The organism is Arthrobacter luteolus NBRC 107841 (assembly GCF_001552075.1).
Lineage (GTDB): Bacteria > Actinomycetota > Actinomycetes > Actinomycetales > Micrococcaceae > Arthrobacter_B > Arthrobacter_B luteolus.
Genome location: NZ_BCQM01000004.1, coordinates 103,691 through 118,259, shown reverse-complemented (window position 1 = coordinate 118,259; position 14,569 = coordinate 103,691). Strand labels below are relative to the sequence as shown.

Genomic DNA, 14,569 nt, shown 5'->3' with positions numbered 1-14,569 from the left:
CTGCTCTATCGTGACTGGGTCAGGGCGCGCCTGCGCCCGTGCGGGGGAAGCGAATCAATGCGGGGGCTCAGCGCGTCCCGGTGCTCCGGGGCGGTAGCCGATCCGGCAACGGCGTCCCAATGGGTCAGCGGATTCCCGTACCACGTGCTGTGGGCCGGTACGCTTTCTTCGCGCATGACCAGTGAACAGCTGCCAACCGTGGCCCCGTCCTCGATGGTGCTGCCCGGAAGCACGATGCTGTTGGGGCCGAGCGTTGCTCCCGCCCCGATCCACACGGAATCCATCCGCATGATGCGTTCGTGGAACAGGTGGGTCTGCAGCACGGTGCCACGGTTGATGCTGGCGCCCTTGCCGATTTCAATGAGGTCGAATTCAGGCAGCCACCAGGTCTCGCACCACACGCCACGCCCCACGTTCGCACCCATCCAGCGCAGCCAGGCGTTGAGCATGGGCGTGCCCAGGGACATCCGGACCAGGCCGGGGACCGCCAGCGATTCGGAGAAGACATCCGCCAGCTCGTTGCGCCAGACGAAGGAACTCCAGAGCGGATGTTCCGAAACCCGGAACTGCCCCAGCAGCAGCCACTTCGCGGCGATCGCCGTCAGGCAGGCTGCGGTCCCGCTCGCCAGCAGAACCGGACCGGACCACAGCACTGCGGCCAGCAGACCGGCTTCGTCGGAGATGAACGCCAGCACAAAGACGGTGGCCAGCGCCAGCCAGACCGTGATGATGGCCGGAATGATGCGGCACGCCTCGACGGCGGCCCGGGCGAATTTCAGCCGGAGCGGCGGATCATAGGTCCGGGAGGCGTCCCGCTCTTCGACCGGGCGGGGAAGCTCCACCGGAGGCCGCCCAAACCAGGAGGAGTTCTCCGGCATGTCCGCGGGTGCAGAGGACAGCACAGCGATCAGCGAGTGGTCCGGCACGCTGACACCGCCGCCCACAACTGCGGAGTTCCCGACAAAGGACTTCTCTCCCACCCGCGAAAAACCAAGCGAGAGCCAACCCTGCCGGACCTTCGCCACGGAGACCATGGAATGGTCCGCCAGGAAGGCGCGGTCGCCTACGTCGGTGAGGTGCGGAAGGGTCTCCACAGTGGAAATTTCAGCGTTCCGGCCCACCTTGGCACCGAGCCATTCCATCCACACCGGAGTGAGCAGCCCCGCGTACAGCGGGTACATGGAGATCAGGTTTTTCGCCAGCAGCTGGTTCGTCAGCCACGCGGCCCAGCCCGTCGGACCATCCAGGGGATGCATCCCGGCGGGCAGCAGCGATTGGAGCATGCGGACGGAAAACACCGTCAGCGCCAGGTACGTGCCCATGGTCAGCACCACGAAGACGGGAGCCCACAGGGCCAGTTCTAACAGCGCCGGCCCAAGGTCCTGGGCGTCCTGCAGCAGCAGGAGCACCAGCATGGAGCCGGGAAGGACGGCCAGCAGCGTCATAATGGTGAGCCAGGACAGGCCCGCTGTGTACAGCAGGTTCATACCTGCCGGCCCCTTGGTTCCGGGATTCCTGGGCCAGCCCTCGCCGGCTGAGCCAAGGTACTCCATCGGGGACCCGGACCATTTTTCGCCCGGGGGCACCTGGCCCGAAACGAACGTCCCGGGTTCAATCTCGCTTCCCTCGCCGACCTGGGCGTTCCCGGTCACCGTGGACCGCGCCCCTACCCGGCTGTGCGCTCCGATCCGGATGTGCCCAATGTGCAGGAGATGCCCGTCGAGCCAGTGTCCGGCCAGGTCCACTTCATATTCGACGGCGGCACCGGCGCCGATCTGCGCCAGCCCGGTCACCGGAGGCATAGCCTCCAGATGCACATTAGGCCCGACGCCGCAGCCTAGAGCCCGCGCATACCAGAGTCCCAGCGGGGTCCCCATGATGGGTTCCAGCTTGCCGTACGTGACAATCCGTTCGGCGGCCCAGAGCCGCAGGTGCGTTCCCCCGCCGCGTGCATAAACTCCGGGCCGGATCCGGAACAGCAGTGCCCGGCAGGCCAGGACCGCTGCGAGCATCCGGGCCGGCAGGCTGTAGAGCACAAGCCAGGCGGCCAGCAGCGGCAGCAGCGGCGGATCCGGTGTCCAGGGCGTGGCCAGCACGTTGCTCATCACCCAGCAGACAATGGCAATCCCGGTGACGTACCGCAGGCCTGTGATGGCGTAGAGGCCGGCGATCAGCGGGGCCTGAAACAAGCCCGTCCACCAGGGCGTATTGGGGACCTCGCGCTTCGCGGCGCCGTCGTCAGTGGTTTCCCGGAGCCGGCCGGCCATCGCCAGAAGGGAGGGATGGGCGTAGATATCGGCGATCGAGACCTTCGGATAGCGTTCCCGCAGCGCGGAGACGAGCTGCGCGGCCGCGAGGCTGGCGCCGCCCAGGGCAAAGAAGTCGCTGTCCTTGGTCAGCGGCTGCGGCCCCAGCAGGTCCGTCCAGCGCTTGGCGAGCCAGCGCAGGTCAGCATTGAGCTCCACTTCGACGTCAAGCTGCTGCTCCACCGCTGTTTCGGGGGCGCTGAGCGCGTTGCGGTCCACCTTGCCGGAGGACTTCATGGGCAGCTCATCAATGATCCGCAGGGTGGGCACCAGCGTGGCCGGAAGCCGGGTGCTGAGTTCGGTCCGGGCAGCCGCCAGGTCCACGCCCCCGGGGGCGGACTCGATCAGGTAGCCCACCAGGATCTCGTTGCCGCTGGCGGTGACCTGCACCGCCGCCGCAGCGCTGGTGACCCCCGGCAGCGCGGCCAGGGCATGGTCGATTTCCCCCAGTTCCACGCGCCTGCCGGCGAGTTTCACCTGTTCGTCCAGGCGTCCGGCGAAAATGAGTCCTTCGCGCTCGGCCCGCACCTTATCTCCGCTGCGGTAGGCCCGGTTCCAGCCCAGTGACGGCAGCGGCGCGTACTTCTCGGCGCTGATCCGGGAATCCAGGTAGCGGGCCAGGCCCACTCCTCCAATGACCAGTTCTCCCTCTTCACCCCAGGCCACCGGGTTACCGTCCGGATCCACGACGGCGAGGTTCCAGCCTTCCAGCGGAAGGCCGATCCGGACGGGGTCGGTGCCGTCCAGTCTGGCGCCACAGGCGATGACCGTGGCTTCGGTGGGCCCATAGGTATTCCAGACTTCCCGGCCGGGTCCGGAGAGGCGGGCACCGAGTTCCACCGGGCAGGCTTCGCCGCCGAAGATCAGCAGCCGGATCCGGCTGACGGTCTCTGCCGGCCAGACGGAGGCCAGGGTGGGCACGGTGGAGACCGCCGTGATTTTGCGCTCCTGGAGCCAGGGCCCCAGGTCGATGATCGAGCGGACCACCGAACGGGGAGCCGGGACCAGGCAGGCACCGTGAGCCCAGGCCAGCCACATTTCCTCGCAGGAAGCATCGAAAGTCACGGAGAGCCCGGCGAGGACCCGGTCTCCCGGGCGCAGCGGCTGGTCAACGCAGTAGAGCCGCGATTCGGCGTCAACCAGCGCGGCAGCGGAACGGTGGGTCACGGCAACGCCCTTGGGCTTACCGGTGGAACCGGACGTAAAAATGATCCAGGCGTCGTCCTCGGGGTGCGGTTCCGGGCCGCTGCCATGGATGGGAACCCCCTGCCGGATGGTCAGCTGGAGTCCTTCGCCGATCACGGCGCAGACTCCGCCCTCGGCCCAGACAATGTCCGCGCGTCCGGAGGGCTCGTCCGCGTCGACCGGCACATAGGCAGCACCGGAGAAAAGGACCCCGAGAATGGCGATGTACAGGTCCGCGGATCCGGAGGGGACCAGAATCCCGACCCGGTCTCCGGCACCGATGCTGGCTGACCAGAGTTTCCGGGCCAGGGCGTGGACCCGGGTGGAGAGTTCGGCATAGGTGAGCGGATCCGTTCCGTCGTCCAGGGCCGGTGCCGACGGATAAGCCGCTGTCGTCTCGTTGAAGATGTCTACGAGGGTGCGCTGCTCCGGCGCGGGTCCGCCGTAGAAAACGGCGTGGTCGGGCGCCAGCGTGGTGCGGCTGAATACCCGCATCCGGTCTGCTTCCGCACGGGATAGTTCTGCTGCGTTGCCTGTGCAGGTGCTCTGACGGATTCCCTTCGTTGAGCTCAGTGGTTCGGACCGGTCTTCGGACAGAGTCATCGGGCTTTTCTTCCTTGGTGGCACGGTATGGCAGGGCTGTTCGCCGCATCGCTCTGTCTCCCAGCAAGACACTCGAACCAGCGGCCAAAGGTAGCCTAAGGACGGCCTTCTGCCCTGAACATGAGTACCGTGGCTTGCCGTCTGCTGCCCGGTACGCAGGCCCCCACCGGGCAATTACTGGCGCTCTACTCGTTCCAGTGCTGCTGACCTCGTGATACTCATGGCTCACAGGAAACTCCCAGTTTGCGCATAGCCGTGGCACAGTCCGCATTGTTTGCCTCGGACCAGCGGTCCGAAGCAAATGACGGGTGCCACCTAAAACACGGGAACCACCGGAACCACCGGCAATACCACTAAGCACCCGTCACACGGACAACACTGGAACTTCCGGCACCACGAAAATGAACAGCACCACGGGCACGGCCAGCACCACGGGCAATACCGGCAACAGGGCAGACACCAGCACCAGCACCAGCACCAGCACCAGGCAGCATTTGAAGGGGTTCCATGAGCACTTCCGGCACGATGCCGAAAACCAGGTTTACGGGAATAGACGCCGCCCGTGGAATCGCACTGATCGGCATGATGGCCATCCACGTGCTCCCGGCGGCAACAGACGATTTCTCCCCCACCTGGTCCTGGTCCCTTTTCGCCGGAAAGTCGGCCGCACTCTTCGCTCTCCTCGCCGGGGTGACCCTGGCACTCTCCTCTGGCGGAGTACGTCCGAAGCGGGGGCTGGAACTGGCGGCCGTACGCCGGGGAACCGCGGTCCGTGCGCTGCTGGTCGGCGCAATCGGCCTGACCATTGCCTACATCGATATGCCGGCCTTCATCATCCTGGCCTACTACGGTGTGATGTTCCTGCTGGCGGTTCCCCTGCTGGGCCTCTCCGCCCGGGTGTTGTTTGCCGCGGCGGCGGGCTTCGCGGTCCTGGGCCCAACCCTGATGATGGTCCTGCGCGATTACCTTCCGGAACCCGGTTACGACCCAACTCTTACGGACCTCTTTACGGATCCGTGGCAGATCGTGACCCAGCTGCTGCTGACCGGGACCTATCCAGCAATCCCCTGGATGGCGTACATCTGCGCCGGACTCGCCATCGGACGGCTGCGGCTCGGGGAATGGAAAACCCAGACGGCCGTCCTTGCTGCGGGAGTTGGCACTGCCCTTGCCGCTGCGATGGCCTCGGCCCTGCTGCTGGGGCCGCTGGGCGGCCTTGGCCAGATTGTGGCTGCCACGCCGGGCATGGACACCGAAGCGGTCCAGGATGTCCTCATCTGGGGGCCGGAGGGATACCTGTCCACGTCGACGTTCTGGTGGTTTGCCATCCTCGCCCCGCACTCCACTACGCCGCTGGACCTCGTGTACACCATCGGAGTTGCCGCGGCCGTGCTCGGTGCCATGCTGCTCCTCGGCAGCGTGGCCGGACGCTATCTCCTCCCGCTGGCTGCCGCGGGGAGCATGACCCTGACGCTTTACACCGCCCACCTTCTGGTCCTGGGCAGCGGCTTCTATGAGGACCAGCCCGAAGTCTCCTTGGTGCTGCAGGTCGCAGCCGTGCTCGCATTCGCACTGATCTGGCGTAAGTTCCACAGCCAGGGGCCGCTGGAAAACCTGGTCGCGAAAGCCGCAGGCGCGGCCCGCCGGCGGGTACTGGCGCGCGGCAGGGAACTGCCAACGGCCGACGGCGGACCGGGGGCGGGCTGAGGGACAGGCCTGCGCCGGAGCTTAGTTCCAGCGGCGCTGCTCGATCCGGAGGCCGCCGGCCGCCGGAACGGCCGCGGCTGCGAGCAGCCCGGTTGGCAGGCCGAGCCTTCGGGTGTCCAGATCGATGATTAACACGCGGTCCCCGGCAGGGCCCACGGCCACGGTGGAGTCCGTGCCTGCCTCCACACCGACCTCAATCAGGTGCGGGGCGGTGCGCAGTCCGTCTCCAGAGGCTTTAAGGACTGCTTCCTTCCGGGTCCACAACCGCGCCTGCCGCAGTGCCCGGCTTGCCGGTGCAACGACGTCGTACTTTGCCTGTTCAGCGTCCGTGGCGATCACCGCATCCAGCCGTGGATCGCCGAATCCGGCGAGGTCCGCCAGGTCCACACCCAGCGGTCCGGCAGCGGTGGCCCCGGCCAGCAGCCATTGCCCGCTGCGGCTGAAGCTGACCTGGAACGGCACCGCCCTCCCCCGCACCTGGTAGCGCGGAACTCCGTGGCTCTGCGTGGCAGCGGCACCACACTCCGGGCACTGGTAATCGGCGGTGACCACGGCAGGATCAACACCCGCCAGCCCAGCCACGAAACGCCGCGCGGCCCGCCGGGCAGCGAGGAAGCGGCGCTGCAGGGCCGGCACGGCAAAGGCCCCGGCCCGAAGCAGTTCGGCCCGGGTCAGCGGAGCTTCAGCCGGGTCAGGTTCCGCCAGCTGCAGTGCGGCGAGTGCCAGGACGGCGGCCGAGTCGGCCCCGTCGCCGGCGCCGTCGCCTGGCTCGATCCCCGTCTCAGTCTTTGTCCCAGTCCAGGTTTTCATCCTGCCGCACCCTACCGGCTGGCGGCGGTTCGGGGAATCCCCCGGCTGCTGCTGTCCCGCGGCGGGCGGGCCGGAAATGACGGCCCGGGAATAAGCGGAAGGGCCCCGGACGTTGCGGGTTTTTGTGTTGGTAGAAATTTGGTCCGATATCGGATGTCCCTGGTGTTTCATTGGCAAGCGGCGTTTTGAAACCGCTCTGTCCCGCTTCGAGCACGCCGGAGAGGTGGAGGTCCGCTGGCGCAGCTACCAGCTGGATCCCACGGTCCCCGAGCACTTCGACGGCACGGAAATCGACTACCTCAGCAAGGTCAAGGGCATGGACCCGGCCCAGGTTGCGGGCATGCTGGAGCATGTCACTGCCCAGGCCGCCGGCGAGGGCCTGAATTACCGGTTCGCGGACCTGGTGGTGGCCAACAGCTTCACCGCGCACCGGCTCATTCACCTGGCCCGGGAGTCCGGCGGCGAGGAAGCCGCGGCGGCCGTCAAGGAAGCGCTGCTGTCGGCGCACTTCGAGCAGGGCCTGGATATCGCGGACCATGGGGTCCTGGCAGAGATCGGCTCCCGGGCCGGGCTGAATCCGGCAACCGTGCGCACCACCCTCTCCGGCACTGACTACGCCGAGGCCGTGGAGCAGGACGTGGCCGAAGCCCGGGCCCTGGGAGTCAGCGGCGTCCCGTTCTTCGTGCTGGACCGCAAATACGGCATTTCCGGGGCGCAGCCGGCCGAGCTCTTTGAGCAGGCACTCGCCCAGGCATGGGAGGCCGGGCACCAGCCGCTGCTGCCGGCCGCTGCAGCGGCAGATGCATCGCCGGACGGAGCCAGCTGCTCGCCGGAGGGCTGCAGCTAGCCTGCACCCGGAGTCATGGCGCTCCGCTGCAGCTGCAGCTAGCCTGCGTCCGCTGACGGAGAGCTTGACGACCAGGGGCAGCTGATGGGTCCGGGAATCGCTGCCTGCGCCTTTTCCACCGGGACCAGGCCCTCATACGTGGACCCCAGCACCACATCCACGGAGGAGTCTTTCCGGTCATCCTGGATGTAATGGGTGGACGGAATCTGTTGCTGCACCGTAAAGGCAGCCGCTTCACCGCCCGGTCCGGAAAGGATGATGGCTGTCATTCCCGCCCGGTTTACCGTGCTGTTCCCGGTCTGGTCCACGTTGAAGCCGCGGGATTTCAGCGCTTCCGCCACCTCGGTGGCGAGCCCGGGAGTCGGCGTCGAATTGTAGACGTTCACCGTCACGGTATCCGGCGCCTGGTAGAGGTAGGGGCCGGCGGGGCAGTCGGCCTGGGCCCCGGGCCGGATATCCGGCCGGGGCAGGTTGATCCACCCCGCGGCAATTCCCTGCACCACGATTGCGGCTGCAATCAGCACAGCGATGAGAAGCCCGAGCACAACGCCGTGAAAGGCGCGGCGGCGTTTCGCGCGGCGAGCCGCTGTGTCGTCCCCGCCGTCATTGAAGACAGTGCCGAGGTCCTCTTCGGTGACGATCCTGTGACCGTGCCACTGTTCAGGGGCGCCCTTTGCTTGAGCGCCGTCATGTTGCCCGCGAGGGGGCTGGTTAGTCATCGATCACGAGCACGCGGGCGTGCAGGATTGTGCGCTGGTGCAGCGCGGTCCGTACTGCCCGGTGTAGTCCGTCTTCCAGATACATAGTGCCCCTCCATTGCACGACGTGCGGGAACAGGTCTCCAAAGAAGGTGGAATCCTCGGCCAGCAGGGCACCGAGATCCAGCGTGGCTTTTGTAGTCACCAGTTCATCCAACCGAACCTGCCGGGGAGGTACCGCTGCCCAGTCCTTGGGTGTTACGTATCCGTGGTCGGGGTAGGGGCGTACATCGCCAACAGCTTTGAAGATCACTAACCCAGACTAGAGAAGTTAAGCACCCAAGGAAACAGGACTCCCCGGCGGCAGGCCCAGCATTACGCGGTTCCGGGCTGATTGGATGCCGGCGGGAGCGCTGGGAACGGGAATACTGGAGGGGTGAATCCATCTGCTTCCCGCTTTGGCCTGCTCCTCGACGTCGACGGCCCCATCGCTTCCCCGGTTACCCGCACCGTTTCACCTGCCGTGGTCGGCCATCTGGTGGCGCTTGCCACCGCCGGCTGGCCGGTGGTCTTCAACACCGGACGCTCGGACGAGTTCATCCGCACCCAGGTGATGGAGCCCATGATCGCCGCCGGACTTCCGGATGACGTTCAGGTGCATGCGGTCTGCGAGAAGGGCGCGGTCTGGTTTTCGTTCACCGGCTCCGGCCCGGGCGACGTCCAGGTTGATGAGGCGCTGGCGCTGCCTGCCGACTACGCCGACGCTGTCCGGGAGCTGGTCACCGGGAAATACACCGGTCACATGTTCTTCGACGAAACCAAGCTGGCCATGGTTTCGGTGGAACAGAACATCGGCGTCCCGAATGCCGATTACCTCGCGGAGCAGGAAGCGTTCGACGCCGATGCGCTGGCACTGATGTCCCGCTTCGACATGGGTGTGTGCCGGCTGGACCACCATGCTCCGGACTCGGACGATTCCGTGGACTACCGGATCGATCCCACCATCATTTCAACGGACATCGAAGCGCTCGGCGTGGGCAAGGACCTCGGTGCCCGGCGGGCGCTGTCCCTGCTGGAAGCCGCCGGAACGCCGGTTCCGCGGACCTGGCGGACCGTCGGGGATTCCCGGACGGATTACGCGATGGCCGATGAGCTGCATGCCCTGGGCTTCGACGTCGCACATGTGGACGTCCGTCCGGCCGACGGGGTGCCGGCCACACCGTACCCGGTGCTCACGGTGCCCGGACTGATCCACGACGACGCCGGTGCGGCCTTCCTCTCCCGGTGGGCTGCGATGGCTGCCGGACTGGCGGCGGACGACACCGGCCCGGCATAGGTCCCGAGCGGCTGGTTTTCGAGGCTGCTTGACTCCAAATATGACGCGCAGCAAACTTATGACTGCTGTAAAGCCCCAGGTCACAGCCCCATGACGCTATGTTGCGTAACATTTGGTTCCCAGTTGACAGCCCCCGGTGCTAACTTGCCGGAATGAGCGATAACCCCACATCGATCCCCGTCCTGGACCTCAGCACCGCCCGCAGCGCGGACGGGACCTTCAACGCCGAATTCATCGACCAGCTGCGCGAAGCGACCCACAAAATCGGGTTCTTCCAGCTGGTGGGCTACGGAGCCGGTGAGGAACGCGTCAAGGACCTTTTCGATGTCACGAAGCGCTTCTTCGACCTGCCTCTGGATGACCGGCTGGAGCTGGATAACCGGAAGTCCCCGAATTTCCGCGGCTACACCCGGCTCGGCACCGAACTGACCCAGGGCCGGCCCGATGCCCGCGAGCAGGTGGATTTCGGTCCGGAGCGCGACGCCGTCGAAAACTACCCCGCTGACCAGCCGTTCTGGCTGGTGCAGGGCCCCAACCTCTTCCCGGACACCGTTCTGCCGGAACTGCGCAAAACCTCGATGGAGTGGGCCGAACTGATGTCGGAGGTCGGTGCCGAGCTGCTTTCCGCCATCGCCGTTTCGCTGGAACTGCCCGAAGACCATTTCACCGAGCCGTTCGAAGGCACCCCCGCCTGGATGTCCAAGCTCATCCACTACGTGGGCGGTGTTGTGAAGGAAGCCGGCACCCAGGGCGTCGGCGCCCACGCCGACTATGGTTTTGTCACGCTGCTGCTGCAGGACGAGGTAGGCGGCCTTGAAGTGAAGCCGCACGAATCCGATGAATGGCTGCCGGTGGAACCGATCCCCGGCGCCCTGGTGGTGAACCTGGGCGAGATGCTCGAAGTCGCCACGCAGGGTTACCTCTCCGCGACGATCCACCGCGTGCAGGCTCCGCCGCCCGGCGTGGACCGCTACGCCATTCCGTTCTTCTGGTCCCCGCGCCTGGACTCGGTGATCGACCCGGTCCAGCTTCCGCCGGCACTGGCCGCCCAGTCCCGCGGTATCTCGGACGATCCGCAGAACCCGATGCTCGCCTCCTACGGCGCGAACGTCCTGAAGGGCTGGCTCCGCGCCCACCCGCAGGTCGCCGCGATCCACCACCCGGAGCTGGTCTCCGCGAAATAACAGTCAGCACGCAGCTTTGAAGTACGACGGCGGTCCGGCAGCAGGTGCCTTGAGCATCTGGAGCCGGGCCGCCGGCGTTAAGGCTGGCGGTCTCTAGGACTCAGCCGGCAGGCCTGGTTCGAGGACGAAAAAGATGAAGCTACGGGCCGGACGGCGTTCGTCTTCGCCGCGAGCGCTGCAGCCAGCGGCCCGGAGCCGCATCCGGCGTCCAGGATCCGGCGGCCCGCCACATCACCGGCCAGGCCGAGCATCGCCGGGCGTTCATACCAGGCGTTCAGGAGGCTGGCTTCGTTCTCTGCCGAGTAACTCTCGGCAAAAGCGTCGTAGTGGTCAGGCTCCATGGCTTCCCTTCAGGCGGGCTTTCGCGGACGGGACAACGCGCCGATCCTAGCAAGGGCGCATCCTTCCCCGGCCCGTCCCCGCTCGGCCGCTGACCCTCGGTTCCTCCGCACACCCGAAACCGGTAGGGTTTGCAGCCCCGGCAAAGTTGCCGGGCAGAAACAGGAGAACACGATGGCTGAAGTTCCGGGTCCCCTCGATCACACGTTTACCGCTCCCATCGGGGTGAACGTCAAGGGTGATATCTGGTCCTGCGTGGAGATGCCCGGATCCGCCGGGTTCTTTGGCACCGGAAAGACCGTGAAGGTTGTCGCCACAGTGGATGACGAACCGGTCAGGGGAGGTCTGATGCCCACTGGAACGGGCGGCCATATGCTCTCCATCAGTGCCCAGCTGCGGAAGAAACTGGGCAAGGAAATCGGAGACACCGTCACCGTCCACCTGACCGAGCGCCTGACCTAAGCGTCCTGGCCTAAGCACCGGGGGGGGCTGCACCGGAACCGACCGGAACGGGCCGCGTTGACCCCCTGGGCCCGGACGTCCGTCAGGCCGGCTGCGGGGCAAGCCACTGGCCCCGGCGCATCACCCGGGCCAGCTCAAGCGCCGGCCCCAGCACCAGAAGGTCGGCGGCGGCGCCGGCGGCAAGAACGCCAATCTCCTGCCCGCGGCCCAGAACCCCGGCCGGCACGGCTGCAGCCGAGGTGACCGCATCGTTGAGGCTGGCTCCGGCCCTGACGGAATTGCGGACCAGGTCCAGCATGGTGGCCGTTCCGCCGGCAATGGAGCCGGTTGAGGCGAGCCGGGCAACACCCTCCCGCACTGTCACTTCGGAGGGCCCTAGCTGGTACTGTCCGTCGGCCAGGCCGGCCGCCGACATGGAATCGGTGACCAGGGCAATGTTCTCCGCGCCCAGCAGCTCAAACATGGTGGCCACGAGGTAGGGATCCAGATGGGTGTTGTCAGTGATGAGCTCTACCGCCGCGCCGCCTGCCTTCGCTGCGCGCAGGCAGGCGGACAAGGCCCCGGGGGCCCGGTGGTGGATGGGGTCCATCCCGTTGAACAGGTGGGTGACCGTGGGCCGGGCGGCCTCCTGGGGAACACCGGATGCCGTGAGGTGCTGCCGGGCCAGTGCCAGGGACTGCGCGGCTTCCTCCGGTGAGCAGGCGGTGTGGCCGAGCGACGGCACCACTCCGTTCTCCGCCAGGAGCTCCACCAGGGCAGCGGCTCCGGGCAGTTCCGGCGCGTAGGTCATGGTGCGGAGCTGGCCGCGGGCGGCACTGATGAATTCCCGGGCCAGCCCGAGGTCCGGAGCGCGAAGCCACTGTGGATCCTGGGCACCGCAGCGCGCCTCCGCGAGGAACGGGCCTTCCAGGTGCAGGCCGGCGATCAGGCCCTCCTCCGCCAGATCCGCAAGCAGGGCAAGCTGCCGCAGCAGCGTCGCCGGAGCAGACGTCACCAGGCTGGCCATGACGGTGGTGGCCCCGGTGGAATGCAGCGCCTCAACGGCCCGGCGCGCTTCCTGCGCGTCCGCACCGGAAAAGTCGACGCCGTAGCCGCCGTGGCAGTGCAGATCAACCAGTCCGGGAACCAGCACCTCGCCGGCCGCCAGCTCGACGACGACGTCGCCCGGGCGCGGCACCAAGCCGCTGCCGGGTCCCACGTAGCTGAGCTCCTCGCCGTCCACCACAACTGCGGCATCCACCAGGATCTGGGCCCCGGTGAGCGCGTCCTCCCTCAACTCAGTTCCGCCCAGCGCAGTTCCACGCAGCACACGTCCACGCAGCACAGTGCGGGTGCGGTCACCGGATGCGGACCCGGTCTGCACGGAAGTACGGCCGGGTGCCGGCGTCGTGGAATGCTGCGCCGGGGTAGTCGTGGAATGCTGCGCCGGGGTAAACGGAGGCTTCGCCTGGTTGGCGGTCATGCGGTTGGCCTTTCGATGCGGAGGCGACTCGGGAAGGACGGGTGGCTAGGAAAGGACGGGTGGCCGGTCAGAGCAGCGACGCCGCAGCGGCGTCGGCCAGGACAGTGACCCGGCCGTGCAGCTGCAGGACCGATGCCGGGCAGTCCCGGCTAACCGGTCCCTTCAACGCCGCACGGAGCGCCTCCGCCTTGCCGGCGCCCTGGGCGATGAGCAGCAGGTGCCGGGCCGCCAGGATGGTGCCCAGCCCCTGGGTGAGGCAGTGTGTCGGAACGTCTTCGGGAGAGTCGAAGAACCGCTGGTTGGCGCTGCGGGTGTCCTCGGTGAGGGTTTCCAGCCGGGTGCGGGAATCCAGCTCTCCGCCGGGTTCGTTGAAGGCCAGGTGCCCGTTGCGTCCGATGCCCAGGATCTGCAGGTCGATCCCGCCGGCTGCCGCAATCTGCTGTTCGTACCGGGCACAGGCGGCCTGGTGGTCTCCGGTGTGCGGATTGGGCACGTGGACGGTCCGCGGATCCAGCCCCAGCGGTTCTACGATTTCGCGGCGCAGCACCTCGACATAACTTTCGGGATGGCCCGGAGGCAGCCCCACATACTCGTCGAGCGCAAACCAGGTGACGCCCCCGAAGTCCCGGGGGTTCGCGGCCAGCGCCGCGTACAGCGGCGACGGCGAGGAGCCGGTGGCAACTCCGATCACCGGTTCCGGCCGCGACGCAAGCGCTTCAAAGACACAATCAGCGGCCGCCGGACCGAGATCCTCAGGTTCCAGGCACCTCACCTGGACAGCGGCGGTGCCGCGCAGCATTCCGGTGTTCACGGGGCATCACGCAGCTTCGCCAGCTGGGCCCGGATTCCGTCGAAGTGCCGCCGCAGCCGCTCCGACGCCAGTTCCTTGTCTCCGGCCTTGACGGCCTCAACAATGCCGCGGTGAACGGCAGCGTTTTCCACGAGGTTGACCAGCGGATCCCCGCCCAGCTCCTGGTGGATCTGGCGGTAGACCTTCCAGAAAACGGACATCAGATTGGAGAGCAGCTCATTACCGAGGGGTTCAAAGAGCTGGTAGTGGAACTTTTCGTCCACCTCGGTGAAAGTCCTGCCGCTGGCTGCCGCGGCTTCCATGGCGCCGACCGTCTTCTCGATCTCGGCCAGGTGCTCCGGCGTCCACAGGTCCATGGCCTCACCAATGAGCCCGGCCTCCAGCGCCTGCCGGACATCCACCAGCTGCAGCGCCTCTTTGCCTTCATGACGCAGGGAGAGCCTGCCGCGGAAGGTCAGGCCGTCCGCCAGGGCATCGAAATTCGCCGGGGCCACAAACATGCCGTAGCCGTGCCGGATTTCCACAACACCCAGCGCCTGAAGAACCTTGAGGGCCTCGCGCAGCGTGTTCCGGCCGATCCCGAGCGCGGCAACGAGCTCTGCCTCGGTGGGAAGGGCGTCGCCGGCCTTCAGGTCACGCTCGAGAATCAGCTCCATAATGTCGGCCTGCAGCGCCCGCGAGCGGTTTTGGGCGCTGAACCGGGCCGCCGGCGGTGAGGCGTAGGGCAGACTCATAGGTCCTCCTGGGACAACGAAAAGGTGGGCACGCGGCGTAACGGTACCCGCATGCTCAACAGGTTATAGGATGTCCTATCTTTAC

Annotated in this window: 13 protein-coding genes; 5 read left to right on the top strand and 8 right to left on the bottom strand. The window is 66.9% G+C overall.

Features of this window, described 5'->3' with window-relative positions:
* Positions 1-5 precede the first annotated feature (5 nt).
* Positions 6-4,094, bottom strand: coding sequence for a Pls/PosA family non-ribosomal peptide synthetase (locus tag AL3_RS09220; protein WP_246168730.1), 4,089 nt, complete (start codon positions 4,092-4,094; stop codon positions 6-8).
* 507 nt (positions 4,095-4,601) lie between these two features.
* Between AL3_RS09220 and AL3_RS09215 the strand changes: the two genes are divergently transcribed.
* A complete protein-coding gene (locus tag AL3_RS09215; protein ID WP_066299743.1) occupies positions 4,602-5,801 on the top strand; it encodes a heparan-alpha-glucosaminide N-acetyltransferase domain-containing protein in 1,200 nt (399 codons plus the stop codon).
* Positions 5,802-5,822: 21 nt separating this feature from the next.
* Here the strand turns inward: AL3_RS09215 and AL3_RS09210 are convergent, their stop codons facing one another.
* Positions 5,823-6,611 carry a 4'-phosphopantetheinyl transferase family protein gene (locus AL3_RS09210; protein WP_066299740.1) on the bottom strand — a complete coding sequence of 263 codons (789 nt, stop codon included), beginning with the start codon at positions 6,609-6,611 and terminating at the stop codon, positions 5,823-5,825.
* Positions 6,612-6,735: 124 nt separating this feature from the next.
* On the opposite strand from AL3_RS09210, the gene AL3_RS09205 reads away from it, so the two are divergent.
* The gene (locus AL3_RS09205; protein ID WP_066300210.1) at positions 6,736-7,458 is read left to right on the top strand and encodes a DsbA family oxidoreductase; all 723 of its coding nucleotides are present in this window, start codon (positions 6,736-6,738) and stop codon (positions 7,456-7,458) included.
* Positions 7,459-7,496: 38 nt separating this feature from the next.
* Here AL3_RS09205 and AL3_RS09200 read toward each other — a convergent pair whose 3' ends face one another.
* Positions 7,497-8,177 carry a LytR C-terminal domain-containing protein gene (locus AL3_RS09200; protein ID WP_083521614.1) on the bottom strand — a complete coding sequence of 227 codons (681 nt, stop codon included), beginning with the start codon at positions 8,175-8,177 and terminating at the stop codon, positions 7,497-7,499.
* Positions 8,170-8,469, bottom strand: a complete 300-nt coding sequence (locus tag AL3_RS09195) for a type II toxin-antitoxin system VapB family antitoxin (protein ID WP_066299736.1) — start codon at positions 8,467-8,469, stop codon at positions 8,170-8,172. Before AL3_RS09195 ends, AL3_RS09200 begins: the two co-directional genes overlap by 8 nt.
* Before the next feature lie 123 nt (positions 8,470-8,592).
* Between AL3_RS09195 and AL3_RS09190 the strand changes: the two genes are divergently transcribed.
* Together AL3_RS09190 and AL3_RS09185 are read left to right on the top strand one after the other, a co-directional pair.
* The gene (locus tag AL3_RS09190; protein WP_066299734.1) at positions 8,593-9,492 is read left to right on the top strand and encodes a hypothetical protein; all 900 of its coding nucleotides are present in this window, start codon (positions 8,593-8,595) and stop codon (positions 9,490-9,492) included.
* A 152-nt stretch (positions 9,493-9,644) separates the two neighbouring features.
* Positions 9,645-10,676: an isopenicillin N synthase family dioxygenase gene (locus AL3_RS09185; RefSeq protein ID WP_066299731.1), complete on the top strand. Its 1,032-nt coding sequence runs from the start codon at positions 9,645-9,647 to the stop codon at positions 10,674-10,676.
* A gap of 77 nt (positions 10,677-10,753) precedes the next feature.
* Here the strand turns inward: AL3_RS09185 and AL3_RS09180 are convergent, their stop codons facing one another.
* A complete protein-coding gene (locus tag AL3_RS09180; protein ID WP_066299729.1) occupies positions 10,754-11,017 on the bottom strand; it encodes a class I SAM-dependent methyltransferase in 264 nt (87 codons plus the stop codon).
* Positions 11,018-11,189: 172 nt separating this feature from the next.
* Here AL3_RS09180 and AL3_RS09175 point away from each other — a divergent pair, with 172 nt between their 5' ends.
* Complete coding sequence (locus AL3_RS09175; RefSeq protein ID WP_066299727.1) at positions 11,190-11,477, top strand: DUF1905 domain-containing protein; 288 nt, start codon at positions 11,190-11,192, stop codon at positions 11,475-11,477.
* 82 nt (positions 11,478-11,559) lie between these two features.
* Here the strand turns inward: AL3_RS09175 and AL3_RS09170 are convergent, their stop codons facing one another.
* From AL3_RS09170 to AL3_RS09160, 3 genes are all read right to left on the bottom strand, one after another.
* A complete protein-coding gene (locus AL3_RS09170; RefSeq protein WP_083521613.1) occupies positions 11,560-12,939 on the bottom strand; it encodes an N-acetylglucosamine-6-phosphate deacetylase in 1,380 nt (459 codons plus the stop codon).
* A gap of 67 nt (positions 12,940-13,006) precedes the next feature.
* Positions 13,007-13,750 carry a glucosamine-6-phosphate deaminase gene (locus tag AL3_RS09165; RefSeq protein WP_246168729.1) on the bottom strand — a complete coding sequence of 248 codons (744 nt, stop codon included), beginning with the start codon at positions 13,748-13,750 and terminating at the stop codon, positions 13,007-13,009.
* Positions 13,747-14,484: a FadR/GntR family transcriptional regulator gene (locus AL3_RS09160; protein WP_066299724.1), complete on the bottom strand. Its 738-nt coding sequence runs from the start codon at positions 14,482-14,484 to the stop codon at positions 13,747-13,749. Before AL3_RS09160 ends, AL3_RS09165 begins: the two co-directional genes overlap by 4 nt.
* Positions 14,485-14,569 lie beyond the last annotated feature (85 nt).

Excerpts from the sequence above, each read along its gene's own strand:
- AL3_RS09215 (WP_066299743.1), top strand. The coding sequence starts at position 4,602 with ATGAGCACTTCCGGCACGATGCCGAAAACCAGGTTTACGGGAATAGAC.
- AL3_RS09180 (WP_066299729.1), bottom strand. The coding sequence starts at position 11,017 with ATGGAGCCTGACCACTACGACGCTTTTGCCGAGAGTTACTCGGCAGAG.
- AL3_RS09170 (WP_083521613.1), bottom strand. The coding sequence starts at position 12,939 with ATGACCGCCAACCAGGCGAAGCCTCCGTTTACCCCGGCGCAGCATTCC.
- AL3_RS09185 (WP_066299731.1), top strand. The coding sequence starts at position 9,645 with ATGAGCGATAACCCCACATCGATCCCCGTCCTGGACCTCAGCACCGCC.
- AL3_RS09210 (WP_066299740.1), bottom strand. The coding sequence starts at position 6,611 with ATGAAAACCTGGACTGGGACAAAGACTGAGACGGGGATCGAGCCAGGC.
- AL3_RS09175 (WP_066299727.1), top strand. The coding sequence starts at position 11,190 with ATGGCTGAAGTTCCGGGTCCCCTCGATCACACGTTTACCGCTCCCATC.
- AL3_RS09160 (WP_066299724.1), bottom strand. The coding sequence starts at position 14,484 with ATGAGTCTGCCCTACGCCTCACCGCCGGCGGCCCGGTTCAGCGCCCAA.
- AL3_RS09200 (WP_083521614.1), bottom strand. The coding sequence starts at position 8,177 with ATGACTAACCAGCCCCCTCGCGGGCAACATGACGGCGCTCAAGCAAAG.
- AL3_RS09220 (WP_246168730.1), bottom strand. The coding sequence starts at position 4,094 with ATGACTCTGTCCGAAGACCGGTCCGAACCACTGAGCTCAACGAAGGGA.